The 14,559-nt window shown below is 71.3% G+C and carries 15 protein-coding genes; 6 read left to right on the plus strand and 9 right to left on the minus strand.

Translation table 11 applies throughout. The annotated features are described in order from the left end of the window. Window positions 1-70: 70 nt before the first annotated feature. The 7 genes from hflX to miaA all read right to left on the minus strand — a co-directional run bounded on the left by hflX (window position 71) and on the right by miaA (window position 7,726). On the minus strand, window positions 71-1,627 hold the full coding sequence (gene hflX, locus IEZ25_RS12120; RefSeq protein WP_224748856.1) for a GTPase HflX: 1,557 nt from the start codon (window positions 1,625-1,627) through the stop codon (window positions 71-73). Between the two features lie 68 nt (window positions 1,628-1,695). Next, window positions 1,696-2,562: an NYN domain-containing protein gene (locus IEZ25_RS12125; RefSeq protein WP_191199670.1), complete on the minus strand. Its 867-nt coding sequence runs from the start codon at window positions 2,560-2,562 to the stop codon at window positions 1,696-1,698. Between the two features lie 134 nt (window positions 2,563-2,696). Then, entirely contained in the window at window positions 2,697-3,473 is a 777-nt protein-coding gene (locus IEZ25_RS12130; protein WP_191199671.1) for an SDR family oxidoreductase, read from the minus strand. A 35-nt stretch (window positions 3,474-3,508) separates the two neighbouring features. After that, window positions 3,509-4,294, minus strand: coding sequence for a diaminopimelate epimerase (gene dapF, locus IEZ25_RS12135; protein WP_191199672.1), 786 nt, complete (start codon window positions 4,292-4,294; stop codon window positions 3,509-3,511). A 25-nt stretch (window positions 4,295-4,319) separates the two neighbouring features. Further along, window positions 4,320-6,170, minus strand: a complete 1,851-nt coding sequence (gene ggt / locus IEZ25_RS12140) for a gamma-glutamyltransferase (protein WP_191199673.1) — start codon at window positions 6,168-6,170, stop codon at window positions 4,320-4,322. A 70-nt stretch (window positions 6,171-6,240) separates the two neighbouring features. Continuing rightward, window positions 6,241-6,759, minus strand: a complete 519-nt coding sequence (locus IEZ25_RS12145) for a dihydrofolate reductase family protein (RefSeq protein WP_191199674.1) — start codon at window positions 6,757-6,759, stop codon at window positions 6,241-6,243. A gap of 49 nt (window positions 6,760-6,808) precedes the next feature. Beyond that, window positions 6,809-7,726 carry a tRNA (adenosine(37)-N6)-dimethylallyltransferase MiaA gene (gene miaA / locus IEZ25_RS12150; protein WP_191199675.1) on the minus strand — a complete coding sequence of 306 codons (918 nt, stop codon included), beginning with the start codon at window positions 7,724-7,726 and terminating at the stop codon, window positions 6,809-6,811. Window positions 7,727-7,815: 89 nt separating this feature from the next. Between miaA and IEZ25_RS12155 the strand changes: the two genes are divergently transcribed. The 3 genes from IEZ25_RS12155 to IEZ25_RS12165 are packed head-to-tail and all read left to right on the plus strand — an operon-like array spanning window position 7,816 to window position 8,858. Next, entirely contained in the window at window positions 7,816-8,043 is a 228-nt protein-coding gene (locus tag IEZ25_RS12155) for an antitoxin (protein WP_191199676.1), read from the plus strand. After that, window positions 8,040-8,510, plus strand: coding sequence for an NUDIX domain-containing protein (locus IEZ25_RS12160; RefSeq protein WP_191199677.1), 471 nt, complete (start codon window positions 8,040-8,042; stop codon window positions 8,508-8,510). Before IEZ25_RS12155 ends, IEZ25_RS12160 begins: the two co-directional genes overlap by 4 nt. 57 nt (window positions 8,511-8,567) lie before the next feature. Continuing rightward, complete coding sequence (locus IEZ25_RS12165) at window positions 8,568-8,858, plus strand: hypothetical protein (RefSeq protein WP_191199678.1); 291 nt, start codon at window positions 8,568-8,570, stop codon at window positions 8,856-8,858. Window positions 8,859-8,956: 98 nt separating this feature from the next. Here the strand turns inward: IEZ25_RS12165 and IEZ25_RS12170 are convergent, their stop codons facing one another. Together IEZ25_RS12170 and miaB are read right to left on the minus strand one after the other, a co-directional pair. After that, window positions 8,957-9,925 carry a type IV toxin-antitoxin system AbiEi family antitoxin domain-containing protein gene (locus IEZ25_RS12170; RefSeq protein WP_191199679.1) on the minus strand — a complete coding sequence of 323 codons (969 nt, stop codon included), beginning with the start codon at window positions 9,923-9,925 and terminating at the stop codon, window positions 8,957-8,959. Between the two features lie 160 nt (window positions 9,926-10,085). Beyond that, complete coding sequence (miaB, locus tag IEZ25_RS12175; protein WP_191199680.1) at window positions 10,086-11,588, minus strand: tRNA (N6-isopentenyl adenosine(37)-C2)-methylthiotransferase MiaB; 1,503 nt, start codon at window positions 11,586-11,588, stop codon at window positions 10,086-10,088. A 298-nt stretch (window positions 11,589-11,886) separates the two neighbouring features. On the opposite strand from miaB, the gene IEZ25_RS12180 reads away from it, so the two are divergent. Genes IEZ25_RS12180 through IEZ25_RS12190 form a run of 3 tightly spaced genes read left to right on the plus strand, consistent with a single transcriptional unit; the run spans window position 11,887 to window position 14,536 of the window. Next, complete coding sequence (locus IEZ25_RS12180) at window positions 11,887-13,161, plus strand: glycoside hydrolase family 16 protein (RefSeq protein WP_191199681.1); 1,275 nt, start codon at window positions 11,887-11,889, stop codon at window positions 13,159-13,161. Window positions 13,162-13,202: 41 nt separating this feature from the next. Next, on the plus strand, window positions 13,203-13,700 hold the full coding sequence (locus IEZ25_RS12185; protein WP_191199682.1) for a 2'-5' RNA ligase family protein: 498 nt from the start codon (window positions 13,203-13,205) through the stop codon (window positions 13,698-13,700). A gap of 59 nt (window positions 13,701-13,759) precedes the next feature. Continuing rightward, entirely contained in the window at window positions 13,760-14,536 is a 777-nt protein-coding gene (locus tag IEZ25_RS12190) for an amino acid ABC transporter ATP-binding protein (RefSeq protein WP_191199683.1), read from the plus strand. Window positions 14,537-14,559 lie beyond the last annotated feature (23 nt).

Below are 14,559 nucleotides of genomic sequence, written 5' to 3' on the forward strand. Positions count from 1 at the left end.
CGAATCCGGGCTCGGACGGCTCAACGCGTGGCCGGCACCGTTGGTTCCGGCTCGCGCGAGACGCAAAACGTCAGCGACTGTACGCCGCCAGCTCCCCTGCCAGGTCGGCATTGGCGCGACCGACCACGAGCGTGCCGTCGCCGGTGTGCTCCAACGACCCGATCTCGGCCTCCTGGTGGATCCGGTTGACCAGGTCGCCGCGCTCGTAGGGCAGCAGCACGTCGAACTCCACCTGCGGGCGGGGCAGCTCGGACTCGATGGCCGCCAAGGCCGCCTCGATGCCGTCGCCGGTCTTCGCGCTGACCACCACGCTGTGCGGCTCACGGACGAGCAGCCGACTGATCACGAGCGGGTCGGCGGCGTCGGACTTGTTGATCACGATGATCTCGGGGACCTTGTTCGCGCCGATCTCGGCGAGCACCACCCGCACCGCGGCGATCTGGCCCTCGGGGTCGGGGTGCGAGCCGTCGACGACGTGGAGCAGCAGGTCGGAGTCGGCGACCTCCTCCAGCGTCGAGCGGAACGCCTCGACCAGGCCGTGCGGGAGGTGGCGCACGAACCCGACGGTGTCGGACATCGTGTAGATGCGCCCGTCCGCGGTCGTCGTACGACGCGTGGTGGGGTCGAGCGTCGCGAAGAGCGAGTCCTCCACGAGCACCCCGGCGTCGGTCAGGCGGTTGAGGAGGGAGGACTTGCCGGCGTTGGTGTAGCCGGCGATGGCCACGCTGGGGATGTGGTTGCGGCGGCGGGACTGACGCTTGACGTCGCGGGTGCCGCGCATCTCCTTGAGCTCGCGCCGCAGCTTGGCGATCTTGGTGTTGATCCGCCGGCGGTCGGTCTCGATCTTGGTCTCACCGGGGCCACGGCCACCGATGCCGTCACCGCCGGCGGCTCGGCCGCCGGCCTGGCGCGACAGGTTGCCGCCCCAGCCGCGCAGGCGCTGCTTCATGTACTGCAGCTGGGCCAGCTCGACCTGCGCCTGGCCCTCCTTGCTCTTCGCGTGCTGGGCGAAGATGTCGAGGATCAGCGCGGTGCGGTCGACGACCTTGACCTTGATCCTGTCCTCGAGGTTGCGCAGCTGGCTGGGCGCGAGCTCGCCGTCGCAGATCACCGTGTCGGCGCCGGTGGCCTGCACGATCTCTCGGATCCCCTCGACCTTGCCGCGCCCGATGTAGGTCGCCGGGTCGGGTGACTGGCGTCGCTGGAAGACGGCCTCGAGCACCTCGGAGCCGGCGGTCTCGGCGAGCAGCGCGAGCTCGGCCATGGAGTTCTCGGCGTCGGTGACGGTGCCGCCGGTCCACACGCCGACGAGCACGACCTTCTCCAGGCGGAGCTGGCGGTACTCGACCTCGGTGATGTCCTCGAGCTCGGTGCGCAGGCCCGCCACGCGCCGCAGCGCGTGACGCTCGGCGAGGTCCTGGGCGCCGACCGAGGCCTCCTCGGGATCGGCGTCGTCGTAGTCGGTGTCGTCGGCGTAGCCGGACTCGAAGTCGTCCGTGTCGTCGTCGAGCGTGTCCTCGAGCAGCTCGTCGTCGAGCTGGATCGTGTCGTCGTCCCAGCCGCGGGTGGCGTCGAGCGCGTCGCGCAGCGTGAAGTCGGCGGCCGGGGAGTCAGGTGCGTTCGTCATATGCCCACCAGCGTAGGTCGCGCGACCCGACCTGCGCGAACGCTTTGCCCACGCTCACCCGTCCTGCGTCAGGCGCGGTGCTTCCCGGCGGGCGCGACCTGCTCCGAGCCGACGGAGCCCGCGTCGAGGAACTCGTCGCACGCAGCGCGTACGTCGTGGGGCGTGTGGGCCGGTCCCACGACGACCACCCGCACACCGGCCGCGTGGAGCCGGTGGACCAGCGGGAGCATCGAGGTCATGTCGCCGGCGATGACGATCTCGTCGATCGCGGCGTCGCGGGCGATGTCGACCGCGTCGATGGCCAGCGCGACCAGCGCCTGGTCGTCGTCGTCGGCGAACTGGTGGAAGGAGTGCAGTCCCTGGCGGCGCATCCGGCCCACCCATCCGCCGAGGTCGGAGCGGGTCCAGTCGGCGTAGGCCCGGCACACGTTGACCGCGCCGCGCTCGGCCACCATCGTCAGCAGGCCGGAGGCGATGTCCTCGGTGACCCGGCGCGCGTCGATCAGCACGGCGATGCGCGGGGCGTGCTCGACCTCGTCGGCCGTCGGGCGGTGCGGGAGCGCGGGGATGCGCGGCGTCGCAGGCTGGAAGGCGCGCGGGCTCGGGGGCGGAGTGGTGGCGATGTTCGCCCGGGTGACGACGACCGGCACCGGCTCGGCCGGCGACGACTCGGCAGGTGCCGGCCAGGGGGTGGCGGGCCCGGCGGTGACCGCCTCGACCGGCTCGTCGGGCTCGGTCGGCTCAGGCGCTGGGCGTACGTCGTCCACGCGCGGCGCGACCTGCAGCACGCTGTCGCGACGCAGGCGCTCCTGGTGGCGGCCGACGGACATCCAGCGGCGCACGAGCGCGGTCAGCTCGCTCTCGCCGCCTGTGCCGGACCCGTCACCTGAATCGTTGTCCAGAGTCGCCCCACGCGACTGCATCATGTCGATCATCCCCACTTCCTGGCTGATTCCTCAGCACTCCCCAGGATGACCATGCCGCGTTCGTATAGCGAACACGCCGGAATCGGCAGAACTGACCGCGTCGGGCTAGACCACCGCGCGGCGGTCCATGCGCCGGTCGCGGGTCACTTGGGAGGCATCCGGATGCCGCCGTCGACGCGGATGGTCTCGCCGTTCATGTAGGAGTTGGTCAGGCACTCCACGACCATGCTGGCCAGCTCGGCGGCCTGGCCGAGGCGCTTGGGGAAGAGCACGTTGGCGCCGAGGTTGGCCTTGAACTCGTCGGGGTCGGGGAACGCGTCGTAGATCGGGGTGTCGATCAGCCCCGGCGCCACGGTGTTGAGCCGGATGCCGGCGGCGGAGAGGTCGCGCGCGACCGGGAGCGTCATGCCGACCACGCCGCCCTTGGAGGCGGAGTACGACGCCTGGCCGATCTGGCCGTCGAAGGCGGCGACCGAGGCGAGGTTGACGATCGCGCCGCGCTGGCCGTCGGCGTCGGGCTCGTTGCGACTCATCACGGTCGCGGCCTGGCGGGTCATGTCGAAGGTGCCGATCAGGTTGATCTCCACGACCTTGCGGAAGGCGTCGAGGTCGTGGGCCTGCTCGAGGAGCCCGTCGCGGCCGATGGTGCGCTGGGCCCAGCCGATGCCGGCGGAGTTCACGCAGGCGCGCAGCGGCGCGATCTCCGCTGCTGCCTCGACGGCGCCGGCGACCTGGTCGGTCTTCGTGACGTCGACGGAGGCGAAGACTCCCCCGACCTCCTGGGCGAGGGCCTCGCCCAGCTCGTCGTTGAGGTCGGCGACCATGACCACGGCGCCCCTCGCGGCGAGGGCTCGGGCGACCGCGGCACCGATGCCGCTGGCGCCGCCGGTGACGATGGCAGAGGATCCGGTGATGTCCATGGCCGCGATACTAGGACGTCCGAGCTGTCGGTCGACTACAGGTCGGTGACGCCGTCGGCGACCAGGACCGCAGGGCCGGTCATCAGGATGCGGTCGTCGTCGGTCCACACGATCGTGAGCGTGCCGCCGAGGACGTCGACGCGGTACGCCGTCCCGCGGGGCGCGCCGTCGGCGAGCGCAGCCGCCACGGCCACCGCGCAGGCGCCGGTGCCGCAGGAGCGGGTCTCGCCCGCACCCCGCTCGTGCACCCGCATCGCGACGTGGTGCTCACCGCGACGCACGACGAACTCGACGTTGACGCCGTCGGGGTAGACCGACGGGTCGTGGTCGGGCGCCTCACGCAGGGTGCCGGCGTCGGCGAGGTCGTCGACGAAGGCCACGGCGTGCGGGTTGCCCATCGACACGTGCTGCGCGGCCCAGCTGCGTCCGTCGACCGACACCGTGGTCTCGCCCAGCACCACTGGCGTACCCATGTCGGCGGTGAGCTCGTCGCCGGCCAGGTCGAGCACCTTGACGCCGTCGCGGGTCTCGATCCGCATCGGGAACGGCTCGCCCTGGTGGTCGTGGAGGTAGCGAGCGAAGACCCGGACGCCGTTGCCGCACATCTCGCTGACCGAGCCGTCGGCGTTGCGGTAGTCCATGAACCAGCCCTCGGCCCGCCGGACCGCGCGCAGCACGCCGTCGGCGCCCAGGCCCGCTCTTCGGTCGCACAGCGCCCGCACCCGCTCGGTGGAGAGGTCGCCGTGAACCGTGCCGTCGGGGTCGGGCAGGACCACGAAGTCGTTCTCGGTGCCGTGGCCCTTGAGGAAGGGGTAGCTCACGCGTCCCAGTGTGTCAGGCAGGGGACTACTTCTTGTCGACCACCGCGGCCGACCCCTTGCCCCGGCGGCTGGGCTCGGCCACCGCGGTCAGCAGCTTGTTGGGACCGAACTCGATCGCTGTCGCGGCGCCGATCTCCGCGGCGCTGGTGAACGCGTCGCCGGCCGGCGCGAGGGTGTGGCCCAGCGCGGTGAGGGCGACGCCGTAGGCGTCGATGAAGGCCGGCTCCGCCGACACGCTCGCGGTGTTGCGCTGCGAGGCGCGCGGGGCGGCGATGGCCTCCTCGATGGTCATGCCGAGGTCGATCCGGTTGACCAGCATCTGCAGCACGGTCGTGATGATCGTGGAGCCACCGGGCGAGCCGAGCGCGAGGAACGGCTTGCCGTCCTTGAGCACGATCGTCGGCGACATGGAGCTGCGCGGGCGCTTGCCCGGCTGGATGCGATTCGGGTCGGCGGCGTCGTACACGGTCGAGAAGTCGGTCAGCTCGTTGTTGAGCAGGAAGCCGTGGCCGGGCACGGTGATGCCCGAACCACCGGTCTGCTCGATCGTGAGGGTGTACTCGACGACGTTGCCCCACTTGTCGGCGACGGTGAGGTTGGTGGTCGAGATGTTCTCGGTGTCGGGGTCGGTGACGCCCTGCTCCTTCGTCGGGCTGCACACGCCGTCGTACGACGTCACGTCACCGGCGGCGACCGGCTTCGCGGCCGCCGCGTCGGGGTTGAGCGAGCAGGCGCGCTCGGCCGCGAACTTCTTGTCCAGCAGTCGCTTGACCGGCACGTCGACGAACGCCGGGTCGCCGACGTAGGTGCCGCGGTCGGCGAACGCCAGCGCGCTGGCCTCGAGGTAGTGGTGCAGCGCCTGCGGCACGGTCATCGCCGACAGGTCGTAGCGCTCGAGGATGTTGAGCGCCTCGCCGATCGTGGTGCCGCCCGACGACGACGGCGCCATGCCGTAGACGTCGTGACCGCGGTAGGTCGACCTCGTCGCCTTCTGCGAGCGCACCTTGTAGTCGCGCAGGTCGCGCGGCGTGAGGTAGCCCTTCGGCACCGGGAGCTTGGTCTTCTTCGTGGTGCGCGGCTTGCGGACCACGTCGGCCATCAACCGGGCGAGCGGCCCGCGGTAGAAGGCGCGGGTGCCCTTCTGCGCGATCAGGTCGTAGGTGTCGGCGAGCTCGGGGTTGCGGAAGATCGAGCCGACCTTCGGGGCGTCGCCCTTGGGCAGGAACAGCTTCTTGGTGTCCTTGAACGCCATGAAGCGCTGCACGTTGTCGAGCGTCTGCTGGCGGAAGGTCTCGTCGACCTTGAAGCCGCGTCGGGCGACCTTGGTGGCCGGCGCGAGCGCCTCGCCCAGGGACAGCGTGCCCCAGTTGCCCAGCGCCTTGTCCCAGGTCGCGAGCGTCCCGGGGGTGCCGACGCTGACGCCGCTGGTCACCAGCTCGGGCGTGAAGTTGTAGGGCGCGCCGGTGGCCGGGTCGATGAACGCGTCCTGCGGCATCCTGCGCGGCGCGGTCTCGCGACCGTCGATCGTGCGGACCTTGCCGGTCTTGGCGTTGTAGTAGACGAAGTAGCCACCACCGCCGATGCCGGCGCTGTAGGGCTCGGTCACGCCCAGCGTGGCGGCCGCGGCGACCGCGGCGTCGACGGCGTTGCCGCCGGCCTTGAGGACCTTGAGCCCGGCCGCCGTGGCCTCGGGGTCGACGGTGGTGACGGCGCCACCCTTGCCGATCGCGGTGGGCTTCTTGGCGGTCGGCCTGAGGTCGACGCCACTCGGCGCCGGAGCCCCCTGGGCGAGAGGGGTGGCGGCCACGAGGCCGGCCAGGACGCCGGTCACGGTGACAGCGGCGAGGGACGTGCGCAGGTGCGTGCGAGAGAGCATGGGGGCCTCCGAGAGCGATGGTCCGCCCACCCTGCCGCGAACCGGCCCCGCTGTCCATGACCGCCGCGCGTCAGCGCACCACCGTGTAGCGACCGCACATGAAGTCGCGGTTGCGCGCGACCTCCTCGAGCCTCAGCTCGACGTGGCGCGGAAGCACCGGAGCGCCGCTGCCGATCGTGACCGGGGCGTACTGCACCCACACCTCGTCCAGCAGCCCGGCGTCGTGGAACTGGCCGACCAGCTCTCCCCCGCCCACGATCCAGATGTCCTTGCCGTCCGCGACCTCGGTGATCTCGGCATGCACCCGGCCTACGTCGTCGCGGTCGAAGCGGACGTTGGCGGGCGCGTCGGGGAAGGTGCGGTGCGTCATCACCCAGGTCGGGAGCGGACCCCACGGCTCCTCGTCGTGGTCGAGGATCCACTGCCAGGTGGTCGCGCCCATGACGCAGGCGCCGAGCCGCTCGCGGAACACGGGATAGGCCATCGGGCCCTCCATGTCGAGGTCGCGGGAGGTCAGCCAGTCGAGGGAGTGGTCGTCGGTCGCGATGAAGCCGTCGAGGGTGGAGCCGGTGTAGTAGAGCGTCGCCATGCCGTCAGCCTCGCACCGCACCGTGGTCGGCCGCTTGACCGAAATTGCCCTACCTCGGCGCCAGGGCCTCGATCGCGGCGACCGCCCGTTCGACGCGGTCGGGGTCGTCGTGGGCCACCCACACGATGCGGGGATCCTTGCGGAACCAGGAGTCCTGCCGTCGGGCGAAGCGGCGCGTGGCCGTCTTGGTCTGCTCGATCGCCTCGGCCAGCGAGCGGTCACCGGCGAGGAAGCCCATCACCTCGCGGTAGCCGATGGCGTGCCCGGCCGTACGCCCGTCGGCGAGCCCGGACCGCAGCAGCGCCTCGACCTCCTCGACGAGGCCACCGGCGAACATGTCCTCGACCCGCTGCTCGATGCGGGCGTCGAGTGTCGGCCGGTCGATGTCGACGCCGACCTGCACGGTCAGCGAGTCGGCGTACTCCAGCCGCGGGAGGCTGGCGCTGTAGGGCCGGCCGGTGAGGGCGACCACCTCCAGCGCGCGGACGACCCGGCGGCCGTTGTCGGGCACGATCGATCGCGCCGCCTCGGGATCGACGCCCCGGAGGCGCTCGTGGAGGGCGTGGGCGCCGACCCGGTCCAGCTCGGCCTCCAGCTCGCGTCGCAGCGACTCGTCGGTGCCGGGGAACTCGAAGCGGTCCACGATGGCGCGGGTGTAGAGCGCGGAGCCACCGACGAGGACCGGGGTCGCGTCGCGGTCGCGGATGTCGGCGACCGCCTCGCGCGCCCACCGCTGGAAGAGGGCGACCGTCGCGGGCTCGGTGACCTCCATCAGGTCGAGCAGGTGGTGCGGGATGCCGCGACGACCATCAGGCGGGAGCTTGGCGGTGCCGACGTCCATGCCGCGGTAGACCTGCATCGCGTCGGTGTTGACCACCTCTCCGCCCAGCCGCTCGGCGAGGTCGAGGCTGAGCCCGGTCTTGCCCGACGCGGTGGCGCCGACGAGGGCGACGATCGGCTGCGGCATGTCGCCATTGTCCATGCGGGACTAGGATTTCGACTCGCCGGAGTCACCGCCCCGTGGGGGCGGACCGGTTCGGTTCGGAGGAGGAGCTCATGTCGTTCCTGGACAAGGCCAAGGACAAGCTGACCAAGGCGGTCGACGACCACGGCGACAAGATCGCCGAGGGCATCGACAAGGCCGGCGCTTTCGCCAACGAGAAGACCGGCGGCAAGCACGCCGACAAGATCGACCAGGCCACGGGCAAGGCGCGCGACGCGCTCGACAAGCTCGACGGCAAGGACGACGACATCCCGCCGGCACCGCCGACCCACCAGGCGTGACGGCTCCGCACTTCGCCCTCGTCCCGGCCTCCTACGTCTACCTGCTGCGGGGGTCCGGGACGAGGACCGAGGTGCTGCTCCAGCGACGCGGCGACGTCCCCTACATGGCGGGGCACTGGGCCGCCGCGGCTGCCGGGCACGTCGAGCCCGGCGAGACGGCGTACGACGCCGCGCGCCGCGAGGCCGTCGAGGAGCTCGCGATCGGCGACCTCGACCTGGAGCTCGCGTTCACCATGCAGCGCAGCCAGTTCGGGCCGGCCGTCGAGGAGCGGGTCGACTTCTTCTTCACCGCACGCTCGTGGAGTGGCACGCCGACGATCGTCGAGACCACCAAGGCGACCGACCTGGGCTGGTTCGCGCTCTCCGGGCTGCCGACGCCGATGGTGCCGCACGAGGCGTACGCGCTGTCCGAGCTCACGTCGGGCGCCCGCTACCTCACGTTCGGGTGGCCGCCGGGGTCCTCCTGAGCCACGGACCGCCCCGCGGGGGTGGTCAGGCTTGGCCCGGCACGTCAGGATCGGACGATGAGCGACGAGAAGCTCGGCCCGATCCCGGAGCCGACGACCGAGGACCCGCAGCTGCTGCCCGGCGGTGTCGACGCGGACGCCCTGCACACCGACGAGGCCGACAACGGCCTGGCCCGGGACCTCGATCCCGACTCCAACCCGGCCGTGGACGACGTCCTGCCCGACGAGGTCTCCGAGGCCGACGACAAGCAGCAGGAGCCCGACGGCTCGGACGACGAGGAGTCCGACACCACCGACCAGTCGTCCGGCCAGGAGGCCGAGGACGGGTCGCCCGAGCCGCCCGCCTGACCGGACGCCCCACGGCTGGAGTCACCGGATATCCGGCGACTCCAGCGGGATCGTGGAACTCCTGAGTCATCAGAGGGAACGCGGATTCCACGATCCCGTCAGGCTGCGACGACCCAGCCGCACCCCGGCCCGCACCGGCGGCCACCACGCAGGCCGCGCGACTCGAGGATCGCCGACACCTTCGCGGCGGTCGAGCACGGACGACCGACCACCTGACCCCACGTCAGGCGCACCGAGTCCTGTCCGGTGACGGCGGCGTCGAGGTCGCGCTCGTGGTCGGCGTCCCGCTGCTCGGCGGTGTCGTGGAACAACCGACCGTCAAGCTCGATCAGCAGCTCCTCGAGCGCGTTGTCGCGGTAGACCACCCCGCTGATCGTCCCCACCCTGAGCTGGCGTCGACCAGCCGGTAGGAAGTGCGGTCGCTCGACCCGTTCGAGGTACTCCCGCTCGAGCACCGAGCACGCGCCCGACGCGACGTCCGACAGCACGCCCACCAGGAAGTCGCGGCGCGGCGCTCTCGACCGCCGCCCGAGCGCGGTGAGCATCCTCGCCGCCGTGGTGTGCCGCCCCTGGACGGCCCGGGCCACTGCCCCGACGGCGTCGAGCTCACCGACGGTCTCCAGCGCCACGTCGAGTGCCGCCTCGTCGTACGTCATCCGCGGTGGGCGGAGGTTCCACAGCACGCGCTCGTCGAGGGCGAAGGTCCGGACGACCCGGATCCCCACCGGGGCGACCACCCGTCGCTCGCGCGGGATCGCGACCACGATGGGTCCGTCGTGGTTGCCACGCCCCGGTCCGTCGGCTGCCCGCATGGCCGACGCGCCGCCGAGCGCAGCCGCTACTCCCTGCTCCTCGCCCCTGGCGGCGCAGAACAGCACCGCCGCCCACGCATGCTGGAGCCATGTCGGGCTGCCGGTGTGGTCGACGAAGACTCCGGGGTGGATCGGGGCCAACTCTCGGCGACGTACGAGCCTCCGCAGGTCGTGCGGCAGGAGCCCGACCTCCAGCGCCTGCCTGCGCGAGACGACGCCGCCCTGAGCGGACAGCAGAGGGGCGAGGCGATCCATGGCTCGACGATGCCGCACCGCGGTGCGGGCACGCGAGACGTTCCGGGCGGCCTGTGGACAACGTGATCGTGGAGACCTCGAGCCGTCAGGTGCATCAGGGATTCCACGCTGTCGGAAGAGTCACCGGATATCCGGTGACTCCAGCCGAGCGGGTGGACCCTCAGCCGCAGGCGGGCGCCGGGGGCAGCGGAGCGGGTACGCCGACAGCGGGCATGCCGAGGCCGACCGCGGCAGGGGCGGAGGGAGCCGACGTACGTCGCTCCCAGGCGTCGCCGGCGCGGGTGCGGCGCACGGACCGGATCGCGCCGTCCGCGACGAGGTGGTGGGGCGCGGCGTAGGTGATCTCGACGGCCACCATGTCGCCGGGTCGCACGGAGTCGGCACCGACGGCGGAGAAGTCGGCCGCGAAGTGGACGAGCCGGTTGTCCGGGGCCCGTCCGGACAGGCGCTGGGTGGCGGTGTCCTTGCGACCCTGGCCCTCGGCGACCATCAGCTCGACGGTGCGCCCGACCAGGGCCTTGTTCTCCGACCACGAGATCTCGTCGAGCACCTCGACCAGGCGCAGGTAGCGGTCCTTGACGACCTCCGGCGCGACCTGGTCCTCGAGGACCGCGGCGGGCGTGCCGGGGCGCTTGGAGTACTGGAAGGTGAAGGCGGAGGAGAAGCGCGCGGCGCGGACGACGTCGAGGGTGGCCTGGAAGTCCTCCTCGGTCTCGCCCGGGAAGCCGACGATGATGTCGGTGGTGATCGCGGCGTCGGGGATCGCGGCGCGCACGCGCTCGATGATCCCGAGGTACTTCGCCTGGCGGTAGGAGCGGCGCATGTCGCGCAGCACCTTGTCGGACCCCGACTGCAGCGGCATGTGCAGCGACGGCATCACGTTGGGCGTCTCGGCCATCGCCTCGATCACGTCGTCGGTGAACTCCGCCGGGTGGGGTGAGGTGAAGCGGACCCGCTCGAGGCCCTTGATCGCGCCGCACGCGCGGAGCAGCTTCGAGAACGCCTGGCGGTCACCGAACTCCACGCCGTAGGCGTTGACGTTCTGCCCCAGCAGGGTGATCTCGGTGACGCCCTCGGCGACCAGCGCCTCGACCTCGGCGAGGATGTCGCCGGGTCGGCGGTCCTTCTCCTTGCCGCGCAGCGCCGGCACGATGCAGAACGTGCAGGTGTTGTTGCACCCGACCGAGATCGACACCCAGGCGGCGTACGCCGACTCGCGCTTGGTCGGCAGCGTCGAGGGGAACACCGAGAGGGACTCCAGGATCTCGACCTGGGCCTCCTCCTGCACGCGAGCCCGCTCGAGCAGCACCGGCAGCGAGCCGATGTTGTGGGTGCCGAAGACGACGTCGACCCACGGAGCGCGCGTGGTGACGGTGTCGCGGTCCTTCTGGGCCAGGCAGCCGCCGACGGCGATCTGCATGCCGGGCGTGACCGCCTTGACCGACGCCAGCTGCCCGAGGTTGCCGTAGAGCTTGTTGTCCGCGTTCTCCCGCACCGCGCAGGTGTTGAAGACCACGACGTCGGCCTGCTGGTCGACCGGGGCCTTGACGTAGCCCGCGTCCTCGAGCAGCCCGCTGAGCCGCTCGGAGTCGTGGACGTTCATCTGGCACCCGTGGGTCTTGACCTCGTAGGTGCGCACGGGGGCGTCGGATGCAGTGCTCATGACGTGTCAAGCCTACGGCGGTGCGCGGGCGCCCCGGCAATCGAACGGCACGCCGCGACCCGCTGCGCAGCGCGCCCGCTACGACGAACGGAACAGTGGACAGACCTTCCCCATGGTCCGGATGGCGTAGCCGACTAGACCATTCGGGTGGTTACTGCTCAGTAGTTCCTCAAACTTTAGGTTTAGGACACAAACTCTCCTCCGTCAGCAACAAACCGGTAACAACACACCGGCTACGGATCAACAGTCGCTCGGGGGCGACACACAACGTGGGGGAAGTTCCGTGCAGCTCGTCAGCGTGATCGATCGTTCCAAGGCCACCCGCGCCGTCTTCGTGGGCACGTGCGTCCTGGTCGTCACCGTCCTGTTGCTCTCGCTGGTCCCGACCACTGCCCATGCCGCCGGCAAGCCGGGCGGCCCGAAGGCGGGCCAGAACAGCGGGAAGAACGGTGGCAAGAGCGGTGGCAAGGCTCGCCCGACCGTCGTCCGCGGCACCCTGGCCGCGCTGCCGCCGATCGTGCAGCCCGGCGCGGCCGCCGCGGACCCGCAGAACACCGGCAGCCTGCTCGCCACCTTCACCCCGGCCAACCCCGGCCAGAAGGTGACCCTGGAGCGGAGGACCCCGCGCGGCTGGACCAAGTACGCCACCGCCCGCGAGGACGCCTGGGGCTCGGCGGCCTTCGCCCCGAAGCGGGGCACCTACCGCGCGTTCACCACCTCGGACAAGCGCATGTGGGTCACCGGCACGGTCACCACCGAGCGCTGGCACGCCGACTTCGAGGACACCTTCTCCGGCACCGAGCTCAACACCACCGTGTGGAACGACCAGAAGCGCGAGCACGAGAGCGTCTACGCCCCCCGCACCTGCGCCCGCACCTCGCCGGCCGCCCGGCGCGTCCAGGACGGCGTCCTGCACCTCGGCGTCGCCGCCGACCCCGACTACGCCGGCCAGGCCTGCAGCTACGTCAACAAGGGCGTCGCCGGCACCAGCACCTACATGCTCAACAGCCAGGTCGCGACCGAGTACACCCGCTCCTTCCGGCACGGCATCGTCGCCGCGCGCATCAAGCCGCAGCGCTCGAAGGGCATGCACTCCGGCTTCTGGATGCTGCCCACCGGCACGAAGTACGTCGACGGCGACCCCCAGGGCGGCACCGAGATCGACGTCATGGAGTTCTTCGGCGAGAACGGCCGCGGCACCGAGACCATCGGCTCGCACGTGCACTACTACGAGGCGAACTGGAAGAAGGTCACCCTCGGCAGCACCTTCCCCGAGGCCCGCCGCTCGCTGGGCGAGGGCAAGAACTGGTGGGACGAGTTCCACGTCTACTCCGTGGAGTGGACCGCCCACGAGTACATCTTCCGCATCGACGGGCGCGAGTACTACCGCGAGGCCAAGGCCGTCTCGCAGGTCCCGCAGTACCTCGTGCTCTCGAACCTCACCTCGGACTACGAGCTCAAGAACCTCACCGCGGACAAGTTCGGCGACGCCGCCCAGGTCGACTGGGTCCGGGTCTTCGACGCCACCTCGCGCCAGGCCTCGAAGGTCTCCTCCGGGCGCCGGGCCGCCTGAGCCGACCCGCGCGGCGCCCGAGCGGAGCCTAGGCTCGCGGCATGCCCCGCATGCACGCCCTCGAGCTGTTGCCCGACGAGGCCGGCTGCGACGTCGTACGCCGCGACTGGCAGGCGCTGCGAGACGCCGGCCTCCCCTCCCAGCTCGACCACCGCGGCGCCACCAACAGCCCGCACGTCACCGTGGTCGCCGCTCCGGCGCTGAGCCGGGACGACGAGCGACGGGCGGCGGGACTGCTCGAGCCGCTGCTGCCGGTCGAGCTCCGCGCCTCCGGGCTCGCGCTGCTCGGTGGCGCGAAGGTGTCGCTCGTGCGGCTGCTCGACGTGCCCGACGAGCTGGTGCGAGCCGTGCTCGAGCTCCGCTCCGGGCTGCCCGACGCGCAGCACCTCGGCTGGCTGCCGCACCTCACGCTCGCGCGACGGCTCCCGCGTGAGGACGTGGGCCGGGCGCTCGAGGTGGTCGGCCACGAGGACGTGGTGGTGAGCGTCACCTCGCTGCGGCGCTGGGACCCCCAGGCCCAGATCGTCACCACTTTGTAATAGCCCATGGGGGCCAGGCTCCATGGCTCGAGGGGACCACCTGCGGATAGGTTGCGCCTATGACCGCGCAGGAAACGGCCCCCGTCAGCGCCGGCCGGGGCGAACCCCTCGTCGTGCTGGACGGCGTCCAGAAGCACTTCGGAGCACTGCACGCCCTCAAGGACATCGAGCTCACCGTCAAGCGCGGCGAGGTCGTGGTGGTGATCGGCCCGTCCGGGTCGGGCAAGTCGACGCTGTGCCGCACGATCAACCGCCTCGAGACCATCGACGAGGGCTCGATCACCCTCGACGGCCAGCCGCTGCCGCAGGAGGGCAAGGCGCTCGCCTCGCTCCGCGCCGAGGTCGGCATGGTCTTCCAGAGCTTCAACCTCTTCGCCCACAAGACGATCCTGGAGAACGTCACCCTCGGCCCGATCAAGGTCCGCGGTGTCGGCAGGGCCGAGGCGGAGAAGAAGGCGCGCGAGCTCCTCGACCGCGTCGGCGTGGGCCATCAGGCCGACAAGTACCCCGCCCAGCTCTCCGGCGGCCAGCAGCAGCGTGTGGCCATCGCCCGCGCCCTGGCCATGGAGCCGAAGGTGATGCTCTTCGACGAGCCCACCTCCGCGCTCGACCCGGAGATGATCAAGGAGGTCCTCGACGTCATGGTCTCCCTCGCCGAGCAGGGCATGACCATGGTCGTGGTGACGCACGAGATGGGCTTCGCCCGCACGGCCGCCCACCGCGTGGTGTTCATGGCCGACGGAGCGATCGTCGAGGAGAACACCCCGGAGGAGTTCTTCACCAACCCCAGCTCGGACCGGGCCAAGGACTTCCTCGGCAAGATCCTCAAGCACTGACCATCCCCAGACACCCCCATGAC

Origin of the sequence: Nocardioides hwasunensis (assembly GCF_014779665.1) — a bacterium.
GTDB lineage: Bacteria > Actinomycetota > Actinomycetes > Propionibacteriales > Nocardioidaceae > Nocardioides > Nocardioides hwasunensis.

Coding starts and splice junctions, on each gene's coding strand:
- IEZ25_RS12130 (WP_191199671.1), bottom strand. CDS start 3,473: ATGGACATCACCGGATCCTCTGCCATCGTCACCGGCGGCGCCAGCGGC.
- miaB (WP_191199680.1), bottom strand. CDS start 11,588: ATGAGCACTGCATCCGACGCCCCCGTGCGCACCTACGAGGTCAAGACC.
- ggt (WP_191199673.1), bottom strand. CDS start 6,170: ATGCTCTCTCGCACGCACCTGCGCACGTCCCTCGCCGCTGTCACCGTG.
- hflX (WP_224748856.1), bottom strand. CDS start 1,627: ATGACGAACGCACCTGACTCCCCGGCCGCCGACTTCACGCTGCGCGAC.
- IEZ25_RS12185 (WP_191199682.1), top strand. CDS start 13,203: ATGCCCCGCATGCACGCCCTCGAGCTGTTGCCCGACGAGGCCGGCTGC.
- IEZ25_RS12155 (WP_191199676.1), top strand. CDS start 7,816: ATGTCGTTCCTGGACAAGGCCAAGGACAAGCTGACCAAGGCGGTCGAC.
- IEZ25_RS12125 (WP_191199670.1), bottom strand. CDS start 2,562: ATGATCGACATGATGCAGTCGCGTGGGGCGACTCTGGACAACGATTCA.
- IEZ25_RS12170 (WP_191199679.1), bottom strand. CDS start 9,925: ATGGATCGCCTCGCCCCTCTGCTGTCCGCTCAGGGCGGCGTCGTCTCG.
- IEZ25_RS12190 (WP_191199683.1), top strand. CDS start 13,760: ATGACCGCGCAGGAAACGGCCCCCGTCAGCGCCGGCCGGGGCGAACCC.
- IEZ25_RS12165 (WP_191199678.1), top strand. CDS start 8,568: ATGAGCGACGAGAAGCTCGGCCCGATCCCGGAGCCGACGACCGAGGAC.
- IEZ25_RS12145 (WP_191199674.1), bottom strand. CDS start 6,759: ATGGCGACGCTCTACTACACCGGCTCCACCCTCGACGGCTTCATCGCG.
- miaA (WP_191199675.1), bottom strand. CDS start 7,726: ATGCCGCAGCCGATCGTCGCCCTCGTCGGCGCCACCGCGTCGGGCAAG.